This window comes from Vibrio sp. Vb0888, from assembly GCF_033338835.1.
Lineage (GTDB): Bacteria > Pseudomonadota > Gammaproteobacteria > Enterobacterales > Vibrionaceae > Vibrio > Vibrio alginolyticus.
In genome coordinates this window covers 57564-81729 of sequence record NZ_JAWOTL010000016.1, presented here as the reverse complement: position 1 = coordinate 81729, position 24166 = coordinate 57564, and the positions used below count along the sequence as shown (strand labels likewise).

Below are 24166 nucleotides of genomic sequence, written 5' to 3'. Positions count from 1 at the left end.
TCAGCGAGGTGGCATTATAGAGATTGCGATCACATTGGCAAGCCCTTTTTCTCGTTTTTTTTGATTTTTTTATCGTTCGGATAAATTTGCATCAAAAGCGGTCAAAAGAGCACGTTATTTCTACAGTTCTCTAAATTTATCTGCGAAAAGAGCCACTTTTTCCCAATTGGTGTACTCCACCTCTTTGGTCGTATCGGTTTCGCCACCCGTCATCGACATAATGAACCTAATCATAGTTCTGTCGAACCAGCTATAACGTGGGTAATAAAGTGCACCAGCAAAAACACCGATTAGCGTTGGTTTCCAAGGGGACTTAATTAGGAACTTGCGAATGTAGGCACTACCTTCAGGTGTATCCTTTCCTTGGTCCTCTTTACGAGCGGTTAAGTTTACGCAGAAAAATGCCACTTTATTTTGCTCCAATTGATTGAGGTTTCGCTCAATAAACTGGTATAGCTTTTTATTAAGATGGCCATAGCGAATAGAGGCGCCTATCAATACTCTGTCGTATTGGCTGAAGTCAATCGTCTCAACATTATGTAAATCCACCAGCTCACAATCGAAATCTGGAAGTTGTTCATCTATATAGTGGAGAATTTTTTTAGTCTGCCCTTCGCGGGAAGAGTATAGAAATAATGCTTTTGCCACGATTTCCCCTTAGCTACGCCAAAACGTCGGCGTAAGTAGAATAAGTAAGGTAAAGATTTCCAAACGACCAAACAGCATAGAAACTATCAATACCCATTTTGCTTTGTCGTTAACATCACCAAAGTGCAGCGCTACTTCTCCCAAGCCAGGACCGAGGTTGTTCAGAGTCGCAGCCACCGCCGAGAACGCACTGAGCTCATCCATTCCTGTTGCAATCAACCCCAACATACAAACCACAAATACCAATGCGTATGCGGAGAAGAAGCCCCAAACCGCATCGACAACACGTTGCGGTAGGGCACTGCCACCTACTTTGATGGTGTAAACCGCGCGTGGATGGACTAAACGTTTTAGTTCACGCGCACCTTGTAAGGTAAGAAGCAGGATACGGATCACTTTCATGCCGCCGCCTGTTGAACCAGCACAACCACCTATAAAGGAAGAGAACAATAACAGCACAGGTAAGAAGAGCGGCCAATCCGCAAAACCTGTTGTCGTAAAGCCCGCTGTTGTGGATATTGATACGGTTTGGAACAGAGCCTGATCGAAAGCATCGTATGTCGATGTGTAAGAGTGATGTTTCAGTAATAATAGAAAGCAAATGATAAATAGCAGCACTTGAATAAACAAGAAGGCACGAAACTCAGGATCTTTCCAGTAATACTTGGGATGTACGCCACCTGATGCAAATGCAGCAAAGTGCAGTGTGTAATTACATGCAGATATAAGCAGAAAAACCACCGTAATCAGGTTAATCGCGTAACTATCAAAGTATCCGATGCTGGCATCGTGGGTAGAGAAGCCACCGATAGCAATGGTGGAAAAGCTGTGACTGATGGCGTCAAATGGCGTCATACCAGCTAACCAAAAAGCCGAAGCACAGGCGATAGTCAGGCTCAAATAGATGTACCAAAGCGCCTTAGCAGTTTCTGCTATGCGCGGCGTCACTTTAGTGTCCTTGACTGGACCAGGGATCTCGGCGCGGTAAAGCTGCATACCACCGATGCCAAGTACTGGCAAAATCGCCACCGCTAATACGATGATTCCCATACCGCCGAACCACTGCAGTAACTGTCGATAGAATAGAATCGCTTTAGGTAACTCATCCAAACCAACAATAACGGTCGCCCCGGTCGTAGTGAGAGCAGAAAACGATTCAAAAAACGCATCTGTCACTGAGACGTTCGGGTTGTCAGCAATGAGAAAGGGGATCGAGCCTGCACTGCCAAGTACTGTCCAGAATAAGACGACAATAAGAAAGCCATCTCGAGCTTTAAGCTCGTGCTTATACCTGCGGTTTGGGTACCAACAAACGGCCCCACAAAACAGCAGAACAAAAAATGTCGTGACAAAAGGCACACCAGCACCATCTCGATAGATCAGCGCAACGAGTGCTGGCGCAAGCATAGTGACACTAAAGAGTGCGAGCAGTAGCCCGACGATTCGAATAATTGAACGAAATTGCATGGATAAATTGACTAGCGAAGCTGTCCCTGTTGCTTCCTGTTTTTCATTATTGTCCGTCTAGCGGAGTGACAATTGCCTTTGCCCCGCTTTTATTGATGATTGCTTGGGTAAACGCGCTCACTTCTCGAAGCTCAATTTCCACCACTAATACGACCTGATCGCTGTATTCAGCCTCGACTTCTATCGCGCCAAATTGCGGCATGATTGATTGTGCGATAGGCATAAACCCATAGTCTAACGTTAGTCTGAGCTTTGTGGTTATTTTTTTCTCAATAGTTTGAAGCAGCTTGAGCGCTTGTTGAACCCCACCCCCATACGCTTTAACCAAGCCGCCTGTACCTAACTTGATTCCACCAGAGTATCGCGTGACCACAGCCGTGATCTCCCCCACCCCAGATCCAGACAGCTGCGCCAGGATTGGTTTGCCTGCTGTTCCGGACGGCTCCCCATCATCACTAAAGCCCCATTTCATTGAATCTTCCGGGCGACCAGCAACAAAGCCCCAACAGTTATGTCTGGCATCAGCGTGTTTAGCTTTGATTTGATCAACAAATGCTTTTGCTGCTTCGATACTTGGCGTGTGTGCCAAATAAGTAATGAAGACGCTCTTTTTAATTTCTTCTTCAAATTGAGCGGGCTCTGCTGGAATCAGATAAGGCTTGTCATTCATAGGATTATGGATTCATGTCTATTTGCCTGAAGTCTATCACGAGTGTGATTTACCCGTCGCATAAGATCTGCCACAGCGCACAATGTTAAACACTTGTTTAAAAAATGTATTGAAATTAAACAATCCACGATCCAAACTAACTTTACTGGTCAAACCAGAACAAAAATAAAACGACTTCCTCGATACCTATTTGCCGAGGTACACGGCGTCGTTGAAATAGGTATACAGACAATCCACGATTGTATGTCATGGAGATAGACAATGATTTACCAAGCCGAAACCCTACAGGTAAAGGAAATACAAGATGGTATTGCAGAGCTAAGCTTCTGCTCTCCAAAATCCGTCAACAAACTCGACCTAGCGACATTAGAATCGCTAGATAAAGCTCTTGATGCGCTCATTGCCCATCAAGGCCTCAAGGGGTTGTTGCTCACTTCAGATAAAGACGCATTCATTGTAGGCGCAGACATTACCGAGTTTTTAGGTCTGTTTGCTAAAACGGATGCCGAGCTCGACCAATGGCTGCAATTTGCTAATAGCATCTTTAACAAATTAGAAGACTTACCCGTTCCGACCATCTCAGTGATCAAAGGCCACGCTCTTGGTGGCGGTTGTGAATGTGTGCTAGCAACAGACATGCGTATTGGTGACAAAACCACCAGCATCGGCCTACCAGAAACGAAACTGGGAATCATGCCGGGCTTTGGTGGTTGTGTACGCTTACCTCGCGTTATTGGCACAGACAGCGCAATGGAAATCATCACCCAAGGTAAAGCATGCCGAGCTGATGAAGCATTGAAAATTGGCTTACTCGATGCTGTTGTAGAGACTGATGCTTTATACGAATCAGCACTACAAACTCTTAACTCTGCAATTAACGAGAAACTTGACTGGCAAGCACGCCGAGCACAGAAAACATCTCCGCTAACGCTGAGTAAGCTTGAATCAATGATGAGCTTCACCATGGCGAAGGGGCTGGTGGCACAAAAAGCAGGTCCTCACTACCCTGCCCCAATGACAGCCGTTATCACGATTGAAGAAGGTGCTCGCTTTGCACGTAATGAAGCGTTAGACATTGAACGTAAGCACTTCGTGAAACTGGCTAAATCGGAAGAAGCAAAATCACTCGTTGGCCTATTCCTTAATGATCAATACATCAAAGGCATTGCGAAAAAAGCAGCGAAGTCAGCAAGTAAAGACACGCAACGTGCAGCCGTATTAGGTGCAGGTATCATGGGTGGCGGCATTGCTTACCAATCAGCGCTAAAAGGTGTGCCAGTCTTAATGAAAGACATCGCGCAAGCGTCGCTCGACCTAGGCATGACTGAAGCATCTAAGCTGCTGAATAAACGCTTATCTCGCGGTCGTATTGATGGCTTTAAGATGGCGGGTATTTTAGCGTCAATCACACCGAGCCTACATTACGCAGGTATTGAAAACTCTGATGTGATTGTTGAAGCTGTCGTTGAAAACCCGAAAGTAAAAGCAGCAGTTTTGAGTGAAGTTGAGTCCCATGTCGGTGACGACACCGTTATCACCTCAAACACCTCGACGATTCCTATCAACCTATTGGCAAAATCACTAAAACGCCCAGAAAACTTCTGTGGTATGCACTTCTTCAACCCAGTGCATCGTATGCCTCTTGTTGAGATCATCCGTGGTGAGCACACCTCTGATGAAACCATCAATCGTGTTGTGGCGTATGCTGCGAAAATGGGCAAATCACCAATTGTCGTTAATGACTGCCCAGGGTTCTTCGTTAACCGCGTATTGTTCCCATACTTTGGCGGCTTCAGCATGCTACTTCGTGATGGTGCTGACTTTACGAAAATCGACAAAGTAATGGAGCGTAAGTTTGGCTGGCCGATGGGACCGGCGTACTTGCTTGACGTAGTCGGCATTGATACCGCGCACCACGCACAAGCTGTGATGGCTGACGGTTTCCCTGAGCGTATGGGTAAACAAGGTCGTGATGCGATTGATGCACTGTTCGAAGCAGACAAATATGGTCAGAAAAATGGTAATGGCTTCTACAGCTACACCATAGATAAAAAAGGTAAGCCGAAGAAAGCCTTCTCCGAAGCGATCTTACCGGTACTTGCTGACGTTTGTGCCGATAAGCAGGACTTTGACGATCAGACCATCATTCAACGTATGATGATTCCAATGATCAACGAAGTGGTGCTGTGCCTACAAGAAGGCATCATCGCCACTCCGCAGGAAGCAGATATGGCATTGGTTTATGGTCTTGGTTTCCCTCCATTCCGCGGTGGCGTATTCCGCTATCTAGACAGCGTGGGTATTGCTGAATACGTTGAAATGGCAAAACAACACGCCGAGCTAGGTGCGATGTACCAAGTACCGCAAATGCTGATTGATATGGCGGCGAAAGGTGAAAGCTTTTACGGTGCACAACAGCAAGGTTCTATCTAAGGAGGGATTCTAAAATGACTAATCAAACAAGAAATGTTGTCGTAGTCGATTGTCTACGTACTCCAATGGGTCGCTCTAAAGGTGGTGCTTTCCGTCATACACGAGCAGAAGATCTATCTGCGCGCCTAATGACAGGCATTCTTGCGCGTAACCCACAAGTGAACCCAAGCGAGATTGAAGACATCTACTGGGGCTGTGTACAGCAAACACTAGAGCAAGGCTTTAACGTTGCACGTAATGCGGCGCTGCTTGCTGGTCTGCCGATTGAAATTGGCGCCGTGACGGTGAACCGCTTGTGTGGCTCATCAATGCAAGCGCTTCACGATGGTACACGTGCCATCATGACTGGCGATGCTGAAATCTGCCTAATTGGTGGTGTTGAGCACATGGGTCATGTGCCAATGAACCACGGTGTAGACTTTCACCCAGGTATGTCAAAGAACGTAGCAAAAGCTGCGGGCATGATGGGCTTAACGGCTGAAATGCTTGGTAAATTACATGGTATTAGCCGTGAGCAACAAGACGAGTTTGCCGCTCGCTCTCACGCTCGTGCGCACGCAGCAACCGTAGAGGGTCGTTTTAAAAACGAAATTCTACCAATTGAAGGCCACGCAGCAGACGGCACACTGTTCACTCTGGATTACGACGAAGTGATTCGCCCTGAAACATCCGTTGAAGGTCTATCTCAACTTCGCCCAGTGTTCGACCCTGCAAACGGTACAGTAACAGCCGGTACTTCATCGGCGCTGTCCGATGGTGCATCAGCGATGTTGATCATGAGTGAAGAGAAAGCCAATGAGCTTGGTTTGAAGATTCGTGCACGTATTAAAGGCATGGCCATTGCGGGCTGCGATCCTTCTATTATGGGTTACGGTCCTGTACCTGCGACGAAAAAAGCGCTCAAGCGTGCCGGTCTTTCAATTGAAGACATGGATGTGGTTGAGCTAAACGAAGCATTTGCCGCGCAGTCTCTGCCGTGTGCTAAAGACTTAGGCCTACTTGATGTTATGGATGAGAAGGTCAACCTTAACGGTGGTGCGATAGCATTGGGTCATCCACTAGGCTGTTCTGGTTCACGTATCTCAACAACGTTGATCAACCTAATGGAAGCGAAAGACGCGAAATACGGTCTGGCCACCATGTGTATCGGTTTGGGTCAGGGCATTGCGACAGTATTTGAACGACCATAACAGTTCAAAACGTTGTTGTAGTTATCGAGCCAACAATCATAAGCAAATAAACTAGTACTAAAATTTTTAGTATTACACTTAAGGGCGACAATTGATGTCGCCCTTTGTTTTACATCAAACATGCATGAAGAGCATACATTAAATGCTCAAGTTTCATTTTATTCATAGACAAAGAAGACATACACTTAGACCAGTTGATATCTTGCTGCATGTGACCCAGAGTCATGCTACCGCACAATCGGAGAACCTTATGTTTAATGCTCTAGTTCTAAATCAAGAAGACAAACGTACTATCGCTAACATCGAGCAAATCGATGAAACACAACTGCCTGAAGGCGACGTTCTGATTGACGTTGATTACTCATCGTTAAACTACAAAGACGGTCTTGCGATCACAGGTAAAGGTAAAATCATCCGTAACTTCCCGATGGTGCCAGGTATTGACCTAGCAGGTACGGTAGTAAGCTCAGAAGACGACCGCTACCAAGCTGGTGACAAAGTTGTCCTTACTGGTTGGGGCGTGGGTGAAAACCACTGGGGTGGTATGTCTCAGCGTGCTCGTCTAAAAGCAGATTGGCTAGTACCACTACCAAAAGGTCTAGACAGCAAGAAAGCAATGATGGTTGGTACTGCTGGTTTCACAGGCATGCTATGTGTTCAAGCACTGCTTGATGCAGGCATCAAACCTGAAAATGGTGAAATCCTTGTAACTGGCGCAAGTGGCGGTGTAGGCTCAGTCGCAGTAACGCTTCTAGCACAGCTTGGCTACAAAGTTGCTGCAGTGACAGGTCGTGTAGAAAAAAATGGCCCGCTACTTGAAAAACTAGGTGCTAGCCGCATCATCGACCGTACTGAATTTGAAGAACCAGCACGTCCACTTGAAAAGCAAGTATGGGCAGGTGCGGTTGATACTGTAGGCAGCAAAGTACTGGCTAAAGTATTGGCGCAAATGGATTACAACAGTGCAGTTGCAGCTTGTGGTCTTGCAGGTGGTTTTGATCTACCAACCACAGTGATGCCGTTCATCCTACGTAATGTTCGCCTACAAGGTGTGGACTCAGTAATGTGCCCAACAGAGAAACGTATCGCAGCATGGGAAAAGCTGGTCGAGCTACTACCAGACAGCTACTTCGAGCAAGCGTGTACTGAAGTTGCTCTTGCTGAAGCACCGAAATATGCAGAAGACATCACCAACGGTCAAGTAACGGGTCGTGTGGTTATCAAGCTATAAACACTGACTCAGTGTAAACAGACGAAGAGCCGGCATTGCTGGCTCTTTTTTGTTAGCAGTTCAGTCCCATATCTTCGATACGTTTAGCTATCAGACGGCTACACTCTTCACGCACAATCGTTCTTAACCATTCTTGAGCGGGAGAATGCTCGCAACGCGCATGCCAAATCATCGAGTATTCAAACGGCGTGAATTGGAATGGTAACGGTTTCACCACCAAGTCATAACGCTCGGCAACCAGATACGCCAAGTCCGCTGGCACTGTGATGATAATTGGCAAGGTATCCATGATCGCCAATGCGGCTTCTAAATGGTACGCCCGCAGAACCATTTTACGCTTAGGTTTCTCCATCAAAGCTTGTTCGATCAGTGCCTTAACACCATCACTGATGGCGATCATGGCATGTGGATGACTCAGATAATCATCCAAGCTCATTTCTTTATCCGCTAATGGATGCTGTTTTGAAAGCATACACAGCACCCCCACTCGCCCCAACACTTCACTGCGTAGAGGCTCCACCGGGCCAGTCGGACGACAAATCGCTAAGTCTGCACCTTCATAAGTGAGCTGATCTGATAAACGGTCGTGTTGCAGTGGTAAGAAGTTGAAAGACACGTTTGGCGCTTCTTGGTAAATTCTCGGCAAAGCGAACGGTAAGATCGTTTGCATGGCATAGTCGGTGGTCACGATGTTGAAAGTCTGTACGCATTGCAATGGGTCAAACTCAACCGGAGATAACAACTGACGTAAAGACTCTAATGGCTCGCCCAATGAGCGATCGATCTCTAACGCTTTCTGAGTTGGGATCAAATGCTGTCCCTGACGAGTAAACAGCGGGTCTCCCAACAAGTCACGTAGACGACCAAGCACACGACTCATTGCCGATTGACTCAAGTTCAGACGTGTTGCCGCCTTACTGACACTGTTTTCTTCTATCAGTACTCGCAACGCAACCAGTAAATTTAAATCTCGGCGATAGATGTCTTCCAGTTCCACGAATTAGCCACTTATTTTGTATGTGTTTGGGTAAATTGTACTCTTTAGGCAAAAAAAATCCCGCCTTTCAGCGGGGAAGCCCAAGAAAAATGGGGATAGTGTCGGAATGAAGTGTCGGTAAAAAATAGGTGAGCGTTATTAAAAGCATTCTGATCCAAGCAAGAAGCGCTAATTTTCTTGCTCAGATGCGCCAGACCATCTGCGCATCTCGATCCAAATCCCAATAATCGTTGCAACCATGCCTACTAGAGGCGTCAAAGAGGTGTCAGCTGGCGTCCTGAGTACCAATGCACAAAACGAGATAAAACACAGCACTGAGTAAATCGTAAGTCTGTCTAACGCTGTTAACATTGCCTCTCCCTTGCCAGTTGTTACCAAATTGTTAATTTAAGGTAAAACAAAAAATTCGGTTTGCCAAGTGGTTATTGAATATTTTTTCAACGAAAGTAAAATTCAACGCTCAGTTAGTTACGAGAATCACACTATGAGCTTTAATCCTGAACTGGCAAACAAGACATTAGAGGCGGAAGGACTGCGCTGCCCAGAGCCAGTGATGATGGTCAGGAAGACAATTCGCAACATGCAAGATGGTGAGATTTTGCTGGTCAAAGCAGACGATCCATCCACAACTCGAGACATTCCGAGTTTCTGCCGCTTTATGGACCACCAATTAGTTGCGGCACAAACGGAGCAAGTTCCGTATCAGTACCTGATCAAGAAAGGATTGGAATAATCTGGTCGAACTAAAAACGGCAGCCAATATTGGCTGCCGTTTGTTTATTCATCGTATTCGAGTGTGCGAACTTCTGATTGGAGCTTGTTAAGTTGTTTCTTCATTGCCCGCATCTCTTCATGCATAGGAATGATGTGAGCGACACGAATCCACGCTTCTACTGTCAATCCAGTAAGAACGAACGATCCTGCTACAATCGGTAACCACATATCAGTTAGCACCATCGCTAGTAAACACAGCGCTAAACCAAAAGTGAATAAATAACTCTGACTCTTCGGGGACATCCCCATGTAACGTGTAAGCATAAACTTGCCCTCTCGCTATCATTCACACCATTAAACTACCATGACAAGTATGACACTTATATGTCATCCGTCACGCAACGGAACGATTTAGAGTCAGAGTTTGAACTCGCGCAGCACGCCACTAATGATTGATAACTCAAATCATTTCACGTGCAAAAAATCAGAACAGTGCAGCCCCTATTGCCAGAGCAATAAACAAAAATGCGGTGATTTTACGGATCAGCCCTAAAGGCATCTTGTCGGCCGACAATTTACCAATCAGGACCACAGGAACATTCGCCAGCAGCATACCGATTGTGGTACCGATAATCACCAAACTTAACGCATCCGCGTATTGCGCCCCTAAGATGGAAGTGGCGATCTGAGTTTTATCGCCTATCTCCGCAACGAAGAACGCGATAAAGCTGGCAATAAATGGGCCTCGATTAGAAATCTGTTCGTCATCATCCAGTTTGTCCGGGATCAGAACCCAAGCCGCCATCGCGACAAAACTGACCACCAGCACCCACTTTAAAATCTCAGGTGATAGATAGTCTGCGACAACCACACCTAACCATGCAGCCAAAGCGTGGTTGGCAATAGTTGCCAAAAAGATTGCTGCAATAATTGGGATTGGTTTTCGGTAACGACTTGCGAGTAATAGAGATAGCAATTGGGTCTTATCGCCAATTTCTGCTAACGCTACAGTAGTAATTGAAATAGCTAAAACGCTCACGACATGCTCATTGGGGCAGGGATTATTATTTTTAACCGAAGACAAACCTCACGCCCCTACCCCGGTTCGTGATGATTTGTCTAAGGTCTTGCTAAACTTGAAAGGCTTCAAGTCTCGAACGCCATGGTGATTTTGCACCAATGGTGTTGACGGACGAACCAGATGAAACAGAAACTTCATCAGGTAAGCTACTCCCCAAAGACAGGCGCAATTCTAGCCACCTTTGTTGCGCTTCTCAAGAGCCAAAGCAGGCAAAAACTCCCTTTTAGGAAAAATACAGCAGATAACGCGGTAAAAATTCATTAAAGGAGAAAATCGCCCACGAATTAATCAAGATTAGCTCTACTCCCATGCTCAATATCTGGTTATACTAGATTGTTAATTTATTCAACCGTAATTACTCTTTATCGCCGTTGTTAGAGTTGAAAAACTCGGCATAGATGACGAATTAACGAGTAACAAGAGAATCGCGCGAACCTGACTTATGCAAAAATACGATATCAAAACCTTCCAGGGAATGATCCTCGCGCTGCAGGATTATTGGGCTCAAAATGGTTGTACCATTGTTCAACCGCTAGATATGGAAGTGGGTGCGGGTACCTCTCACCCAATGACCTGTCTACGAGCGCTTGGCCCAGAGCCAATGTCGACAGCTTACGTACAACCTTCACGTCGTCCTACTGATGGCCGTTACGGTGAAAACCCTAACCGTCTTCAGCACTACTACCAATTCCAAGTAGCGCTAAAACCATCGCCTGACAATATTCAAGAGTTGTACCTTGGCTCCCTTGAAGTTCTTGGTATTGACCCTCTTGTACACGACATCCGTTTCGTAGAAGACAACTGGGAAAACCCAACACTAGGCGCATGGGGTCTGGGCTGGGAAGTTTGGCTAAACGGCATGGAAGTGACCCAGTTTACTTACTTCCAGCAAGTTGGCGGTCTTGAGTGCAAGCCAGTAACTGGTGAAATCACTTACGGTATCGAACGTCTAGCAATGTACATCCAAGAAGTAGACTCTGTTTACGACCTAGTTTGGAACATCGCACCAGACGGTAGCATCGTTACTTACGGTGACATCTTCCACCAAAACGAAGTAGAGCAATCAACTTACAACTTCGAGCACGCAGACGTTGAATTCCTATTTGGTTTCTTCGAACAGTGTGAAAAAGAGTGTAAAGAACTACTTGAGCTTGAAAAGCCACTGCCACTGCCTGCTTACGAACGCATTCTAAAAGCTGGCCACGCATTCAACCTACTAGATGCGCGTAAAGCGATCTCAGTAACTGAACGCCAACGTTACATCCTACGCATCCGCAACCTGACAAAAGCAGTTGCAGAAGCATACTACGCATCGCGTGAAGCTCTTGGCTTCCCAATGTGTAAGAAAGAACAAGCGTAAGGGGTAGAGTAACATGGCAAAAGAATTTCTAATCGAGCTAGGTACAGAAGAGCTACCACCAACGCAACTTCGCACTCTAGCTGAAGCATTCGCAGCAAACTTCGAAGCAGAACTAAAAGGCGCTGAGCTTGCTCATGAAGGCGTGAAATGGTTCGCGGCACCTCGTCGTCTTGCACTTAAAGTAGCAGCACTAGCAGACAGCCAGTCTGACAAAGTTGTTGAAAAGCGTGGTCCTGCGGTTTCTGCAGCGTTTGACGCGGAAGGCAACCCAACAAAAGCGGCTCAAGGTTGGGCACGCGGTTGTGGCATCACTGTTGACCAAGCAGAACGCATGGTTACAGACAAAGGTGAATGGCTACTGTTCAAACAAGAAGTGAAAGGTCAGCCAACGTCTGAGATCGTCGTTGAACTTGCAGCGAAAGCACTAGCAAACCTACCTATCGCAAAACCAATGCGCTGGGGTAACAAAACAACTCAGTTCATCCGTCCAGTTAAGACGCTAACCATGCTAATGGGCAGCGACCTAATCGAAGGCGAGATCCTTGGTGTTGCTTCTGACCGCACTATCCGTGGTCACCGCTTCATGGGTGAGCAAGAGTTCACTATCGATTCTGCTGAGCAATACCCTGCGATCCTAGAAGAGCGCGGTAAAGTAATGGCAGATTACGAAGCGCGTAAAGCAATCATCCTAGCTGACGCACAAAAAGCGGCAGCAGCGGTTGGCGGTATCGCTGACCTAGAAGATGACCTAGTAGAAGAAGTAACGTCTCTGGTTGAATGGCCAGTAGTACTAACAGCGAAGTTCGAAGAAGAGTTCCTAAAAGTGCCTTCTGAAGCGTTGGTTTACACCATGAAAGGTGACCAAAAATACTTCCCTGTTTACGACGAAAACAAGAAGCTACTACCTAACTTCATCTTCGTATCGAACATCGAATCAAAAGAACCTCGTTACGTAATCGAAGGTAACGAGAAAGTAGTTCGCCCTCGTCTTGCTGACGCAGAATTCTTCTTCAACACAGACCGTAAGCGTCCGCTTATCGACCGTCTGCCTGAACTAGAGCAAGCGATCTTCCAAAAGCAACTGGGTACGATCAAAGACAAAACAGACCGCATCACAGAGCTTGCTGGCTACATTGCTGAGCAAATCGGTGCTGACGTTGAGAAATCAAAGCGTGCTGGTCTACTAGCAAAATGTGACCTAATGACCTCAATGGTATTCGAATTCACGGATACTCAAGGTGTTATGGGTATGCACTATGCTCGCCACGACGGTGAAGCAGAAGAAGTTGCAGTAGCACTGAACGAGCAATACATGCCTCGTTTCGCAGGTGATGAACTGCCATCAAACGGTGTTTCAACTGCAGTTGCAATGGCAGACAAGCTAGACACTATCGTAGGTATCTTCGGTATTGGTCAAGCGCCTAAAGGCAGCGATCCATTCGCACTACGCCGCGCATCTCTAGGTGTACTACGTATCATCGTTGAATACGGCTACAACCTAGATCTTGTTGACCTAGTAGCGAAAGCGAAGTCACTGTTTGGCGACCGCCTAACCAATGACAACGTTGAACAAGACGTTATCGAGTTCATGCTTGGTCGTTTCCGTGCTTGGTACCAAGACGAAGGCTTCAGCGTAGACATCATTCAAGCGGTTCTAGCTCGTCGTCCGACGAAACCAGCAGACTTCGACCAACGAGTTAAAGCGGTTTCTCACTTCCGTGAACTAGAAGCAGCAGAGTCTCTAGCAGCAGCGAACAAACGCGTAGGTAACATCCTAGCGAAATTCGACGGCGAACTAGCAGCAGACATCGACCTAGCACTTCTACAAGAAGACGCAGAGAAAGCACTAGCAGAAAGCGTTGAAGTAATGACAGAAGCGCTAGAGCCAGCATTTGCTACAGGTAACTACCAAGAAGCCCTAAGCAAGCTAGCAGACCTACGTGAACCAGTTGATGCGTTCTTTGATAACGTAATGGTAATGGCAGACGACGAAGCACTTAAGAAGAACCGTCTGACACTACTGAACAACCTGCGTAACCTGTTCCTACAGATCGCAGACATTTCTTTGCTTCAAAAGTAATTCATTACTCTTCAAAGTGATTAAGAAATAACTAAAAGGGAAGCAGATGCTTCCCTTTTTTGTTGCCTTCAAACCGATGAAGGTGACGCTTATTATTCATTTTGTGAACAAGGCGAAAATTTGTAGGGTGAGACGCGTTTAACTTGTTGGTGTAGAGCTCGGATTGTAGAGGCACAGTTTTGCTATAACTGGACTGTTTATTCGGGGGAAGGACACAATGAAAAAAACAATTCTCGCACTCTCTATCGGTCTACTGAGCGCCTGCAGCCAGATTCCAGAAAATGCCATCGTATTAAGCGTTGGTGATGATACCGCTGTTTTTGAGGAAAACTCACAGGGCTTACTTGTCGCCGAGCAAAAACTCGAAAAAGGCAGCTACACCTTTACCATTGCCGACAGCAAGCAAAGCTGTGGCAGTAGCTTTGCTCTTGCAGAAGAAGATCGCATCAAATTCAATCGTCCATTAAAAATGGATAACTGCGCCACTGATGCACAAATGCCGCTGCGCATCTTCAAAGCCAATACCTATCAATTTACGCTCAATCCAACCACCAACGAGCTGACAGTAAAAATCAAACCAAAACAGAGTCAGGACATCACCTACTCTTGTCCTGTCGCAACTGACACGCCAAAAACCATCAATGTTGCTCAAACCTTTAATGATGGCACTGTCGTTCGTGATGCCTTAACCGGACAAGAAGCCACAGTCGCCAATGGCAGCGTCACCATGCAACCGGGTCCTATGAGCCAAGGTCTATTGCTGCTAGAAGAACTTGAACAGCAAGCCGATAAACCTTTCAGCTGGGATAACGCGACGGTGTACTTCGTCATGACCGACCGCTTCTACAATGGCAACCCAGACAACGACAACAGCTACGGTCGCAGCAAAGATGGAAAATACGAGATTGGTACCTTCCACGGTGGTGACTTAGCGGGTCTAACGAAAAAACTCGATTACATTGAATCACTCGGTGTGAATGCTATCTGGATAACTTCACCACTGGAACAAATCCACGGCTGGGTTGGTGGCGGCGATAAAGGCGACTTTAAGCACTATGGCTACCACGGCTACTATCACCAAGATTGGACCAAGCTTGATGCCAACATGGGTACCGAAGATGAACTCAGAACCTTCGTCGATACCGCCCATAAGAAAGGCATCCGCGTGATTTGGGATGTAGTCATGAACCACACAGGTTATGCGACATTAGCAGACATGCAGGAATTCGGCTTTGGTCAGCTTTACCTAGATGACCAAGAAGCCAAAGAAGTCCTCGGTGAAAAATGGACCGACTGGCAGCCAAAATCAGGACAAAGCTGGCACAGCTTCAACGATTACATCAAATACGGTGATAGCGAAGCGTGGGATAAATGGTGGGGCAAAGATTGGATCCGCACCGACATTGGTGACTACGATGCGCCGGGCTACAACGACATCACCATGTCTTTGAACTACCTACCGGATCTCAAAACCGAATCAACTCAAAAAACCGGACTACCAAACTTCTTCCGCAATAAAGACACCAATGCGCAAGATGAGCTGCAAACCCCGCGTGAACACCTGATTACCTGGTTATCCGATTGGGTGCGCGACTATGGCATTGACGGCTTCCGTGTCGACACCGCTAAACACGTTGAAATGGAAGCGTGGGCAGAGTTGAAAGCCAGCACCACCCAAGCGCTTGCTCAATGGAAACAAAACAACCCGGACAAAGCCTTGGATGACCTACCTTTCTGGATGACAGGTGAAGTATGGGCACACAGCGTGGTGAAAAGCCCGTATTTCGATAACGGCTTCGACTCCATAATCAACTTCGAGTTCCAATCTGATGTAGCACCAAAAGCGCTGAAGTGTTTCGCTCAACTTGATAATGATTACCGCCGTTATGCAGAACGCATCAATACCGATCCTGAGTTCAATGTGTTGAGCTACCTGTCTTCACACGATACACAGCTGTTTTGGTCGGCTCGCAGCCGCAGTTTTGATGACCAAGCTCGTGCCGCGAATGCACTGATGCTGGCTCCCGGTGCAGTACAGATCTATTACGGTGATGAGATAGCTCGTGATTTTGGCATTACTGGTTCAGACGCCCACCAAGGCACACGCTCAGATATGCCATGGGATAAGATTCATGGCGAGCGAGAAGATCTACTGCAACATTGGCAAAAGTTGGGCGAATTCCGTAAACGCCACCCAGCGGTAGCTCAAGGTAAGCACATCACTCGCAACCAAGAAGGTTACTACGCGTTCGAACGCCAATACCAAGACGACAAGGTGCTGATTGTTTACACCGGTGAGTAAATCACACTCTCTCCACCAGCAAGGGAAGCATAAGCTTCCCTTTTTTATTGTTCTTTTTGCCCTTTTGTCTCGTTCCTCTGGTCTGATGACGCACTTTTTTCTTTTTCGGCTTAATTCACACTTTGCGTTAATTACACATTGAGGTAAGGTCAAGGATTACTCGATAAGCCGATAAAACATCGGCATAAACATACACAAAGCAATCACAATGAATTAGGTATAAGTCAGCATGCAGTTCTCAAAGTTTGGTGAAAAATTTAATCAGTATTCAGGTATTACGCAGTTAATGGACGATTTGAACGATGGTCTGCGCACACCAGGTGCCATCATGCTCGGTGGAGGTAATCCTGCCGCCATTCCTGCCATGCTCGATTACTTTCACCAAGCCAGTGAGGAAATGCTCGCCAGTGGGGAGCTCGTCGCCGCCCTCGCCAACTACGATGGCCCGCAGGGTAAAGACGCGTTCGTCAAAGCGCTAGCTCAGTTATTCCGTGAAACTTACGGCTGGGATATTTCCGAAAAAAACATCAGCCTAACTAACGGTAGCCAAAGTGGCTTTTTCTACTTGTTCAACTTGTTGGCAGGTAAACAGCCAGACGGTTCGCACAAGAAAGTGCTACTGCCTATCGCGCCTGAATACATCGGTTATGGTGATGCTGGCATTGATGAAGATATCTTTATCTCTTACCACCCAGAAATCGAGCTGTTAGATAACGGCCTGTTTAAATACCACGTCGATTTTGAGCAGCTAACCGTCGACGACTCTGTTGCGGCAATCTGCGCGTCTCGCCCAACTAACCCAACGGGTAATGTACTGACAGATGAAGAAGTACGTAAGCTGGACAAGCTAGCACGTGAGAACAACATCCCACTGATCATCGATAACGCCTACGGTCTACCTTTCCCGAACATCATCTTTGAAGATGTCGAACCGTTCTGGAATGAAAACACCATCCTATGCATGAGCCTATCTAAGCTTGGTTTACCGGGCGGGCGTTGTGGCATTGTGATTGCGAGTGAAGAAATCACTCAAGCGTTAACCAATATGAACGGCATCATCAGCCTAGCGCCGGGCAGTGTTGGTCCAGCGCTAGCAAACCATATAATTGGCAAAGGTGATCTGCTTAAACTGAGTTCAGAGGTGATTAAGCCGTTCTACAAGCAAAAATCACAACGTGCGGTTGAACTGCTCCAACAAGCAATTACCGATGAGCGATTCCGCATCCACAAGCCGGAAGGCGCTATCTTCTTGTGGTTATGGTTTGATGAACTGCCAATCACAACAATGGAACTGTACCAACGCTTGAAAGCGCGTGGCGTATTGATTGTCCCTGGTGAATATTTCTTTATTGGTCAGCAAGACGAGTGGGATCACGCGCACCAATGCCTGCGTATGAACTACGTTCAAGATGATGAGATGATGCAAAAAGGTATTGCGATTATCGCTGAAGAAGTGGAAAAGGCTTACCGCGAAGGTAAATAGACGGATTGAACTCAGCCGTTCTTCTCTTTGAAATTACGGCTTTAAAATAGCGGATTTGAAAACCCCAAACTAAAAAGAGCGCCCATATGGCACTCTTTCTCATTCTATAACCGGGTGGTTAACTGATTAGTTGTTCTCAATCAGGTTGTTACCACCGATAGCAATCTTACGTGGTTGCATGGCTTCAGGGATTTCACGAACTAAATCGATATGAAGCAGACCGTTTTCCATTGATGCACCCACGACTTTTACGTAATCCGCTAGCTGGAATTTACGTTCAAAATCGCGTTCTGCAATACCTTGGTAAACGTAGTTTTTGCCTTCTTCGGCTTTACGTTCGCCCTTCACAATCAACATGTTTTCGTTTTGAGTCAGATCGAGCTGTTCTTCAGCAAAGCCAGCAACGGCCATAGTAATACGGTAGTTGTGCTCGTCTTTTTGCTCAATGTTGTATGGAGGGTAACCGCCAGAAGTATTTTTCGCTGTATTCGCTTCCATCAGGTTTAGCAGACGATCAAAGCCAATTGCATTACGGTATAGTGGTGAGAAATCTACATTACGCATAAATCTATCCTCTTAATTAAGCAATAGTCTTAGTTCAGATGAGTTCCATCCTACTGGCGTGTTTATGCAAAAACCAACGCCGAACTAAGAGATTCTTATCATTCCACTGGCCTTGGTTTGGCTCGGAGACATGATATTGAATCTAAAGGTTTAAGTTGTGTACCAAAACGCCATATCCTCTTCTGAGCGATCTCGTTTTAGCGATTCCAGAGGGCTGGTCTTCTAGTCTCTAGCAAGCCAGTCACCCTCTTCATAACTAGATATAAGGTCGTCAAAAATGACTTTCAAGGGAAAAAATAAAAAATTTTTAAAGCATCCACTATCCCCTTGAACAGCTTAGTTCCTCATCACTTCGCGATCAGTGATAAAAAGCCCGCCGTTCTGGAGGGCTCAATCTACACTTTACTTGCGGGAGGATTTACGCGCTTTTACAACGCCCTTTTCTGCCGCCTTTTCCTGCTTTAGTTTGCGCTTTTCTTTTAGACTCAACTGCGGTTGTTTCTTTTCTTTCTTACTCATGACTTCACCTCTATTTATTGGCACAACAGACAACCACACAGCATTTTCTGACCTGGTGGCTGCGATTGATGAACAATTTCAGTAATCACAAAGCAGCGTCGCTGATTAAAAATTTCCACTTCGAGCGCATCATTTTTAGCTCGACCTAACAGTCGAGACCCCAAATAAGAATCGACCGCGAGCATACCTGTCATGGGTTGCCCCTTACGCGAGCTGACCAATGTCATGCGATATTGATAGGCGCGTTCAACATCCACTAAGCGAACCATGTCCCCAACCGCAATACGAGCTCGGTTACGGCAATGGGCTTGTTGCTCGCAGATTTCAAATAGCGATAACAACCTTAGTGGTGATTGATAGGTTAAAAAGCGACTGGTTAACCACCAAGTTCGCAGCGCCAAGCAGTACGCTGAGAACCAGCGTTCAAACATGATTATTTCCTTCTTAATGCCTTGTCTTACAAATAAATTCAGTGCATTGAACCGGAAGTGCATCACTTCCGGCTTAGTTCAGGAAAGTCATCACCATTTTCTTAGTCTCCTTATTCATCAGCTCTTCAGCACTATAGCGAGCAGAAAAAAGAAAGCAAAAACGCTCAAGCGAACAAAATGGCGAGAAAAAAAGAAAACAGAAATAAAATGGCAGGCTTGATCGGGTTGTTGGCAGTTAGTACCAGAAAAACATCCGCTTTAGCAGAAAGTGGCGATTTTAGCTGGTGGTAAAACAAAAAAAGCAGCGATTTCTCGCTGCTTTTTACTATCACGAACAGTGTCGTTATACGTCTAGGTTCGCTACTTTCAGTGCGTTCTCTTCGATGAAGTTACGACGAGGTTCTACTTGGTCACCCATTAGCGTAGTGAACAGTTGATCTGCGCCTACCGCATCTTCAATCGTTACCTGCATCATACGACGAGTTTCTGGGTCCATGGTGGTTTCCCAAAGTTGGTCTGGGTTCATCTCACCTAGACCTTTGTAGCGCTGACGGCTTAAGCCACGCATTGACTCTTTCACTAACCAGTCAAGCGCTTCTGCAAAGTTTGCCACTGGCATAGTACGCTCACCACGTTTGATGTACGCGCCTTCTTCCAGAAGTCCATCAAGTGCTTCTGATAGATCAGCCAACTTGCCGTACTCTTTCGAGTTTAGGAAGTCGATGCTAATTGCATGTTCGTGCGTCACGCCGTGAGTACGAACCACAATCTTAGGCAAGTTTAAGCCTAGCTCTTCGTGCTGCTCAACTTCGTAGCTGTACTGGCTTGCACCCACTTCTTTCGCATTCAGCTGTTCAATAAGCTGCTTCGTCCACGCTTCCACAACTGATGCGTCATGGCATTGCTCTGGCGTTAGGCGAGGAGTGTAAATCAACTCGTTTACCAAAGCACTTGGGTAACGACGGCTCATACGTTCCGCCAGTTTAATACCCGCATTGTACTGTTGAACAAGCTTCTCTAGTGCTTCACCAGCCAATGCTGGTGCTTCTGCGTTTACGTGTAGCGATGCATTGTCCAGAGCCAATGATACTTGGTATTGGTTCATCGCTTCTTCATCTTTGATGTACTGCTCTTGTTTGCCTTTTTTCACTTTGTATAGTGGTGGCTGAGCGATGTACACATAGCCACGCTCGATAAGCTCTGGCATTTGACGGTAGAAGAAGGTCAACAGTAGCGTACGGATGTGCGAACCATCGACATCGGCATCGGTCATGATGATGATGTTGTGGTAACGAAGCTTGTCCGGGTTGTACTCGTCACGACCGATACCACAACCTAGTGCGGTGATCAGTGTTGCTACTTCTTGAGAAGATAGCATCTTGTCGAAACGTGCTTTTTCTACGTTAAGAATCTTACCTTTTAGCGGTAGGATCGCTTGGTTCTTACGGTTACGGCCTTGTTTTGCGGAGCCGCCTGCCGAATCACCCTCCACTATGTATAGTTCAGAGAGTGCCGGATCTTTTTCCTGACAGTCTGCAAGTTTACCTGGAAGGCCAGCTAGGTCTAGTGCACCTTTACGGCGCGTCATTTCACGAGCTTTACGCGCTGCTTCACGAGCACGTGCTGCATCGATGATTTTCGAACAAACCATCTTCGCTTCTGTCGGGTTCTCAATCAGGAACTCAGACAGTTTTTCACCCATTGCAGACTCAACAGCTGATTTCACTTCAGAAGAAACTAGTTTGTCTTTTGTTTGGCTTGAGAACTTAGGATCAGGCACTTTCACCGAAACAACCGCAGTTAGACCTTCACGCGCATCGTCGCCTGAAGTCGCTGTTTTCGCTTTCTTCGAGAAACCTTCTTTATCCATAAAGCTGTTCAATGTACGTGTTAGCGCAGCACGGAAACCAGCAAGATGAGTACCACCATCACGCTGTGGGATATTGTTGGTAAAGCAGAAGATGTTCTCTTGGAAACCATCGTTCCATTGCATCGCCACTTCAACTGAAATGCCGTCTTCACGCTCAGAGTTAAAGTGGAAGATTTTTTCGATGATTGGCGTTTTGTTGGTGTTTAGGTGATCAACGAACGCTTGAATACCACCTTCATACATGAAGTGATCATGTTTGTCCGCTTCACGTTCATCAACCAATTTGATCGACACACCAGAGTTCAGGAATGACAGTTCACGCAGGCGTTTCGCCAGAATGTCATAGTGGAACTCAGTGTTAGAGAACGTCTCGGCACTTGGCCAGAAACGAATTTGTGTACCGGTTTTATCCGTATCACCCACAACGGCTAGTGGCGCTTGAGGCTCACCATGGCGGTAGGTTTGCGTATGGATATGACCACCACGATGAATCGTTAGCTCAACTTTCTCTGATAGTGCGTTTACTACTGAAACACCTACACCGTGAAGACCACCCGATACTTTGTATGAGTTATCGTCGAACTTACCACCCGCGTGAAGAACCGTCATGATTACTTCTGCTGCAGAGACATTTTCCTCAGAGTGGATTTCTGTTGGAATGCCACGACCATCATCGCTAACGGAAACCGAGTTATCCTCATGAATTGTCACAACGATGTCTTTACAGTGACCTGCCAACGCTTCATCAATTGAGTTATCCACCACCTCGAAAACCATGTGGTGAAGGCCGGTGCCGTCGTCCGTATCGCCGATGTACATTCCTGGACGCTTACGTACCGCATCCAGACCCTTCAGTACCTTAATACTCGATGAATCGTAATTTTCAGACATGAGTTTCTCTCTTCTAGTTTGACTCTATCCTGCCATGTTCCACATGAAACAATTTACCGTTATCGTCCAACATATCGGCGATTTGGCTTTCAGTGATAGAGCTTACAAATACTTGTGCGCCCGTCTCTTTTAAGCAGTCAGCAAGACGCTTGCGACGTTGGCTATCTAATTCCGACGCGAAGTCATCAATTAGGTAAATGCATTGTTTACCGGCCATCTCTGTCAGGTGTTGCCCTTGCGCTACACGCAATGCACACACCATGAGTTTTAATTGACCGCGTGACAGAACATCTTCAACGGGCGTTCCGTTCACTTTAATGCGCAAATCAGCTTTGTTTGGGCCACTAAAGGTGTATCCCAATGCCTGATCACGCTCAAAATTCTTTTCTAGTATCTCGTGGTATGGAGTGTCTTTATCCCAGCCACGATAATACTTCAATTGGATCTCAAATTCTGGCAAAAATGTCTGACAGATAGTTTCTGCGACAGTTTTCATCTGCTCGATGTAACTTGCTCGCCATTGGCTGATGTTTTCAGCCAATCCTGCCATTTCCTGATCCCAATAACTGAGCTCACGATAACTATTGGCGGTTTTCAACAACGCGTTGCGCTGCTTGTTCAGGCGCTTGAACCTTCCCCATGCTTGATAAAAAGCGGGCTCGGTATGAAACACGCCCCAATCAATAAACGCACGACGATGTTTAGGGCCATCTGTCAGTAAATCAAACCCTTCTGGGTGTATCAACTGCAGAGGCAGAACTTGTGCCAACTGCGCTAATTTTTGTCCAGATTGACCGCCTATTTTAACCTCTGTTGAGCCATCACGCTGCTTATTAATGCCGATAGGTAGCTCAAATTGATCCGAGTTCAAAAAACGACCATGAACAAACAGTTCGTCACACTCATTTTGTATCACTCGTCCGGTGAGAGAGCTCTTGAATGAGCGGCCATGCCCGAGCAGATAAACCGCTTCTAAGACACTGGTTTTACCGCTGCCGTTCGGCCCGATAAGAAAGTTAAAGCCTGCTGATAACTCAATATCACAGGCTTTAATGTTTCGAAACTGCTGAATGATGAGACGAGAAAGAGGCATTCAGTTGGCTTATAGACGAATTGGCATCACCACGTACATGGCACTGTCATCGTCGGCATTTTCAATCAACGCGCTAGCGTTAGCATCCGACATCGACACACGTACATTTTCACAACGCAACGTGTTCAGAACATCAAGCACATAGCTTACGTTAAAGCCGATTTCGATGGCGTCACCTTCAAAGGTTACATCAAGCATCTCTTCCGCTTCTTCTTGTTCTGGGTTATTCGCGGTTATGCGCATTTCAGTATCAGCCAGATTCACACGCACGCCACGGAATTTTTCGTTGGAAAGAATCGCAGCACGAGAGAAGGCTTGGCGCAACTCGTCACAACTTGCTATTAGTGTCTTATTGGTGCTCTGAGGCAATACACGGCGGTAGTCAGGGAAACGACCATCAACCAACTTAGAGGTAAAAGTAAAGTTATTCACCTCAGCACGAACATTGGAGCTACCGATCTGAAGTACTACGGGCTGCTCTGGCGCATCCATCAACTTTACTAATTCTTGCACACCTTTGCGTGGCACGATGATTTGCTTCTGCGCAAAGTCCGCACCTAGCTGAGTTTGCGATACCGCCATACGGTGGCCGTCCGTCGCCACGCTGCGTAGCGTGGTGCCGTCAATTTCAAACAACATGCCGTTGAGGTAGTAACGAACGTCTTGATTCGCCATCGAGAACTGAGTTTTGTCGATCAGCGTACGTAAATCAGCTTGGCTCAGTGATACTTCCACTTCGCTTTGCCAGTCTTCAATATTAGGGAAATCGTTCGCAGGAAGCGTTGCCAATGAGAAACGGCTGCGACCAGAGCGAACTTGTACGCGATCACCTTCTAATACAAATGTGATGATCGCATCGTCCGGTAAACCACGGCAGATATCGAGAAACTTACGCGAAGGAACGGTAATGCTGCCCGCTTCAAAATCACCTTCTAGCATCACTTTGCTTACTAACTCTACTTCAAGATCGGTTGCCGTCATCGACAATACGTTCTCTTCTACTTTAAGAAGTAGGTTACCCAGGATTGGCAGAGTTGGTCGGCCACCTAAAGCGCCCGAAACCTGCTGTAGCGGTTTGATTAAATGACTACGTTCAATGGTAAATTTCATGCTTGGCTCTTTACGCTGTCAGCTCAATAAAT

General features: G+C 46.5%; 20 protein-coding genes. 8 read left to right on the top strand and 12 right to left on the bottom strand.

Features of this window, described 5'->3' with window-relative positions; translation table 11 throughout:
* Nucleotides 1–120: 120 nt before the first annotated feature.
* Genes hemG through R7P72_RS19160 form a run of 3 tightly spaced genes read right to left on the bottom strand, consistent with a single transcriptional unit; the run spans nt 121 to nt 2785 of the window.
* The gene (gene hemG / locus R7P72_RS19170) at nt 121–648 is read right to left on the bottom strand and encodes a menaquinone-dependent protoporphyrinogen IX dehydrogenase (RefSeq protein WP_005378894.1); all 528 of its coding nucleotides are present in this window, start codon (nt 646–648) and stop codon (nt 121–123) included.
* Nucleotides 649–657: 9 nt separating this feature from the next.
* Nucleotides 658–2115 carry a TrkH family potassium uptake protein gene (locus tag R7P72_RS19165; RefSeq protein ID WP_005378893.1) on the bottom strand — a complete coding sequence of 486 codons (1458 nt, stop codon included), beginning with the start codon at nt 2113–2115 and terminating at the stop codon, nt 658–660.
* Between the two features lie 46 nt (nt 2116–2161).
* The gene (locus tag R7P72_RS19160; protein ID WP_005378891.1) at nt 2162–2785 is read right to left on the bottom strand and encodes a YigZ family protein; all 624 of its coding nucleotides are present in this window, start codon (nt 2783–2785) and stop codon (nt 2162–2164) included.
* Nucleotides 2786–3046: 261 nt separating this feature from the next.
* Between R7P72_RS19160 and fadB the strand changes: the two genes are divergently transcribed.
* From fadB to R7P72_RS19145, 3 genes are all read left to right on the top strand, one after another.
* Nucleotides 3047–5218, top strand: coding sequence for a fatty acid oxidation complex subunit alpha FadB (gene fadB / locus R7P72_RS19155; protein WP_213907436.1), 2172 nt, complete (start codon nt 3047–3049; stop codon nt 5216–5218).
* A 14-nt stretch (nt 5219–5232) separates the two neighbouring features.
* A complete protein-coding gene (gene fadA, locus R7P72_RS19150) occupies nt 5233–6408 on the top strand; it encodes an acetyl-CoA C-acyltransferase FadA (RefSeq protein ID WP_005378883.1) in 1176 nt (391 codons plus the stop codon).
* Between the two features lie 250 nt (nt 6409–6658).
* Nucleotides 6659–7639 carry an MDR family oxidoreductase gene (locus R7P72_RS19145; RefSeq protein WP_005378882.1) on the top strand — a complete coding sequence of 327 codons (981 nt, stop codon included), beginning with the start codon at nt 6659–6661 and terminating at the stop codon, nt 7637–7639.
* Nucleotides 7640–7691: 52 nt separating this feature from the next.
* Here the strand turns inward: R7P72_RS19145 and R7P72_RS19140 are convergent, their stop codons facing one another.
* Entirely contained in the window at nt 7692–8636 is a 945-nt protein-coding gene (locus R7P72_RS19140; RefSeq protein WP_005378881.1) for a LysR family transcriptional regulator, read from the bottom strand.
* 168 nt (nt 8637–8804) lie between these two features.
* Nucleotides 8805–8987, bottom strand: a complete 183-nt coding sequence (locus R7P72_RS19135) for a hypothetical protein (RefSeq protein ID WP_005378880.1) — start codon at nt 8985–8987, stop codon at nt 8805–8807.
* Between the two features lie 133 nt (nt 8988–9120).
* On the opposite strand from R7P72_RS19135, the gene tusA reads away from it, so the two are divergent.
* Nucleotides 9121–9369, top strand: coding sequence for a sulfurtransferase TusA (gene tusA / locus R7P72_RS19130; RefSeq protein WP_005378879.1), 249 nt, complete (start codon nt 9121–9123; stop codon nt 9367–9369).
* A 44-nt stretch (nt 9370–9413) separates the two neighbouring features.
* Here tusA and R7P72_RS19125 read toward each other — a convergent pair whose 3' ends face one another.
* Entirely contained in the window at nt 9414–9674 is a 261-nt protein-coding gene (locus R7P72_RS19125; protein ID WP_005378878.1) for a hypothetical protein, read from the bottom strand.
* A gap of 160 nt (nt 9675–9834) precedes the next feature.
* Nucleotides 9835–10389: a TMEM165/GDT1 family protein gene (locus R7P72_RS19120; protein WP_005378877.1), complete on the bottom strand. Its 555-nt coding sequence runs from the start codon at nt 10387–10389 to the stop codon at nt 9835–9837.
* 484 nt (nt 10390–10873) lie between these two features.
* Between R7P72_RS19120 and glyQ the strand changes: the two genes are divergently transcribed.
* From glyQ to R7P72_RS19100, 4 genes are all read left to right on the top strand, one after another.
* The gene (glyQ, locus tag R7P72_RS19115) at nt 10874–11791 is read left to right on the top strand and encodes a glycine--tRNA ligase subunit alpha (protein WP_005378876.1); all 918 of its coding nucleotides are present in this window, start codon (nt 10874–10876) and stop codon (nt 11789–11791) included.
* Between the two features lie 13 nt (nt 11792–11804).
* Nucleotides 11805–13871: a glycine--tRNA ligase subunit beta gene (gene glyS, locus R7P72_RS19110; RefSeq protein ID WP_005378875.1), complete on the top strand. Its 2067-nt coding sequence runs from the start codon at nt 11805–11807 to the stop codon at nt 13869–13871.
* Nucleotides 13872–14088: 217 nt separating this feature from the next.
* Entirely contained in the window at nt 14089–16173 is a 2085-nt protein-coding gene (locus R7P72_RS19105) for an alpha-amylase (protein WP_005378874.1), read from the top strand.
* 229 nt (nt 16174–16402) lie between these two features.
* A complete protein-coding gene (locus R7P72_RS19100) occupies nt 16403–17656 on the top strand; it encodes a valine--pyruvate transaminase (RefSeq protein WP_005378868.1) in 1254 nt (417 codons plus the stop codon).
* A gap of 126 nt (nt 17657–17782) precedes the next feature.
* Here the strand turns inward: R7P72_RS19100 and R7P72_RS19095 are convergent, their stop codons facing one another.
* The 5 genes from R7P72_RS19095 to dnaN form a co-directional block, all read right to left on the bottom strand.
* Nucleotides 17783–18220 carry an Hsp20 family protein gene (locus R7P72_RS19095; RefSeq protein WP_005378857.1) on the bottom strand — a complete coding sequence of 146 codons (438 nt, stop codon included), beginning with the start codon at nt 18218–18220 and terminating at the stop codon, nt 17783–17785.
* Between the two features lie 533 nt (nt 18221–18753).
* Nucleotides 18754–19170 carry a GreA/GreB family elongation factor gene (locus R7P72_RS19090; protein WP_005378854.1) on the bottom strand — a complete coding sequence of 139 codons (417 nt, stop codon included), beginning with the start codon at nt 19168–19170 and terminating at the stop codon, nt 18754–18756.
* Between the two features lie 343 nt (nt 19171–19513).
* Nucleotides 19514–21931 carry a DNA topoisomerase (ATP-hydrolyzing) subunit B gene (gene gyrB, locus R7P72_RS19085; protein ID WP_005378841.1) on the bottom strand — a complete coding sequence of 806 codons (2418 nt, stop codon included), beginning with the start codon at nt 21929–21931 and terminating at the stop codon, nt 19514–19516.
* 13 nt (nt 21932–21944) lie between these two features.
* Nucleotides 21945–23024 carry a DNA replication/repair protein RecF gene (gene recF, locus R7P72_RS19080; RefSeq protein ID WP_005378839.1) on the bottom strand — a complete coding sequence of 360 codons (1080 nt, stop codon included), beginning with the start codon at nt 23022–23024 and terminating at the stop codon, nt 21945–21947.
* Between the two features lie 9 nt (nt 23025–23033).
* Nucleotides 23034–24134 (bottom strand): DNA polymerase III subunit beta, encoded by a 1101-nt coding sequence (gene dnaN, locus R7P72_RS19075; protein WP_005378837.1) that lies wholly within the window; start codon nt 24132–24134, stop codon nt 23034–23036.
* Nucleotides 24135–24166 lie beyond the last annotated feature (32 nt).

Coding starts and splice junctions, on each gene's coding strand:
- fadA (WP_005378883.1), top strand. CDS start 5,233: ATGACTAATCAAACAAGAAATGTTGTCGTAGTCGATTGTCTACGTACT.
- tusA (WP_005378879.1), top strand. CDS start 9,121: ATGAGCTTTAATCCTGAACTGGCAAACAAGACATTAGAGGCGGAAGGA.
- R7P72_RS19095 (WP_005378857.1), bottom strand. CDS start 18,220: ATGCGTAATGTAGATTTCTCACCACTATACCGTAATGCAATTGGCTTT.
- R7P72_RS19160 (WP_005378891.1), bottom strand. CDS start 2,785: ATGAATGACAAGCCTTATCTGATTCCAGCAGAGCCCGCTCAATTTGAA.
- R7P72_RS19125 (WP_005378878.1), bottom strand. CDS start 9,674: ATGCTTACACGTTACATGGGGATGTCCCCGAAGAGTCAGAGTTATTTA.
- R7P72_RS19165 (WP_005378893.1), bottom strand. CDS start 2,115: ATGCAATTTCGTTCAATTATTCGAATCGTCGGGCTACTGCTCGCACTC.
- R7P72_RS19105 (WP_005378874.1), top strand. CDS start 14,089: ATGAAAAAAACAATTCTCGCACTCTCTATCGGTCTACTGAGCGCCTGC.
- dnaN (WP_005378837.1), bottom strand. CDS start 24,134: ATGAAATTTACCATTGAACGTAGTCATTTAATCAAACCGCTACAGCAG.
- glyS (WP_005378875.1), top strand. CDS start 11,805: ATGGCAAAAGAATTTCTAATCGAGCTAGGTACAGAAGAGCTACCACCA.
- R7P72_RS19090 (WP_005378854.1), bottom strand. CDS start 19,170: ATGTTTGAACGCTGGTTCTCAGCGTACTGCTTGGCGCTGCGAACTTGG.
- R7P72_RS19135 (WP_005378880.1), bottom strand. CDS start 8,987: ATGTTAACAGCGTTAGACAGACTTACGATTTACTCAGTGCTGTGTTTT.
- gyrB (WP_005378841.1), bottom strand. CDS start 21,931: ATGTCTGAAAATTACGATTCATCGAGTATTAAGGTACTGAAGGGTCTG.
- fadB (WP_213907436.1), top strand. CDS start 3,047: ATGATTTACCAAGCCGAAACCCTACAGGTAAAGGAAATACAAGATGGT.
- recF (WP_005378839.1), bottom strand. CDS start 23,024: ATGCCTCTTTCTCGTCTCATCATTCAGCAGTTTCGAAACATTAAAGCC.
- glyQ (WP_005378876.1), top strand. CDS start 10,874: ATGCAAAAATACGATATCAAAACCTTCCAGGGAATGATCCTCGCGCTG.
- R7P72_RS19145 (WP_005378882.1), top strand. CDS start 6,659: ATGTTTAATGCTCTAGTTCTAAATCAAGAAGACAAACGTACTATCGCT.
- R7P72_RS19100 (WP_005378868.1), top strand. CDS start 16,403: ATGCAGTTCTCAAAGTTTGGTGAAAAATTTAATCAGTATTCAGGTATT.